This window comes from Vibrio sp. YT-16, from assembly GCF_033337405.1.
Taxonomy (GTDB): Bacteria; Pseudomonadota; Gammaproteobacteria; order Enterobacterales; family Vibrionaceae; genus Vibrio; species Vibrio alginolyticus.
In genome coordinates, this window is the sequence record NZ_JAWOQQ010000110.1 from 1 (window position 1) to 1,203 (window position 1,203).

Genomic DNA, 1,203 nt, shown 5'->3' on the forward strand with positions numbered 1-1,203 from the left:
ACAGCATCATCAATGCTCATGCCTGCAGCAAACGCGTTGATGCCGTGCTCTTCCGCCATCACATAAACTGGTGGCACGGGAATCCCTGACGCGATGGACATTTCTTCCACAACATTGAGTAACTGGCGGTGTTTCGCATTTGACGTGTCTGTCGAAATCAACTTGCCGCCGATACTTTCTGCAACGCCACGTCCACCATTGGCGTTTAGCTCACTAAGACGAACGAATGAGCTGATGCTGACAACCAATAGCACGCCCACAAAGCTCAACAAACAATAACTGATGATGGATTGAGTGGTGAACGGTTCGCCAGTGAAATAGAAGTAGATGCCAATCGAAATGACACTCACTAGCCCTGTGATGGCTAAAACGGCCAAAGTGAATAGCATCACCAAAAGTCCAGTTCGCTGGCGCGCAGTGTCTTGATGATGAAAAAAGTCCATTAGAACACAACCTTCGGCGCTTCTTGGATTGCTTCTGTGTCTGCAAACTCAAGTAACTTACCGTCTTGGAAACCAAATGTGTTCGCGAAGATAACGGGTGGGAATGTTTGCTTGTAAGTGTTGTAGCTGGTCACGGCATCATTAAATGCTTGGCGAGCAAACGCGACTTTGTTTTCGGTACTGGTTAGCTCTTCTTGGAGTTGGCTCATCGTCTCGTTTGCTTTTAATTCAGGGTAGGCTTCAACCACAACGTTCAGTTTGCCTAGAGCGTTTTGTAACATGCCTTCTGCTTGGCTAAGCTGGCTAATTGCAGCATCACTATCTGGTGCATCACTGGCGGCTTTTAAACCTGCTATCGCTTGGTTACGAGCTTGGATAACGCGTTCAAACGTTTCCTTCTCATGATCCATGTAACCTTTAGCGGTGTTTACTAAATTCGGAATTAGGTCGTATCGACGTTTCAGTTGAACTTCGATTTGAGCGAAGCTGTTTTTAAAGCGATTTCGTAGAGTAACGAGCTTGTTGTAAATACTGATTGCGTAAACCACAACCAGCAGAACAATAAAAAAAAAGACAATCAGTGCAGTCATAGTGAGTTCCATTTTGTGAATGTATCAGTGTTTTATATAAGTAGTTGAGATATTAAGCAAATTAGACTTACTTATAATGTGGGGTATTTTTAAATATGGCACGCATTGCGTAAGAAATATGAGAGCCATTTAGGATAAGAACAAAGGGAAAGGATTCTCAAGGAGAGCAA

At 43.9% G+C, this 1,203-nt stretch carries 1 protein-coding gene and 1 pseudogene; both read right to left on the minus strand.

Going from position 1 to position 1,203, the window contains the following annotated elements; translation table 11 throughout:
* Positions 1-443, minus strand: a pseudogene (locus tag R7F07_RS25085) (Zn-dependent protease); the annotation flags it as partial.
* Entirely contained in the window at positions 443-1,033 is a 591-nt protein-coding gene (locus tag R7F07_RS25090) for a LemA family protein (protein WP_318110648.1), read from the minus strand. The gene R7F07_RS25090 and the pseudogene R7F07_RS25085, both read right to left, overlap by 1 nt.
* Positions 1,034-1,203: the final 170 nt, after the last annotated feature.

Bases quoted from the DNA above. Each gene is read 5' to 3' on its own strand.
- R7F07_RS25090 (WP_318110648.1), bottom strand. From the start codon at position 1,033: ATGACTGCACTGATTGTCTTTTTTTTTATTGTTCTGCTGGTTGTGGTT.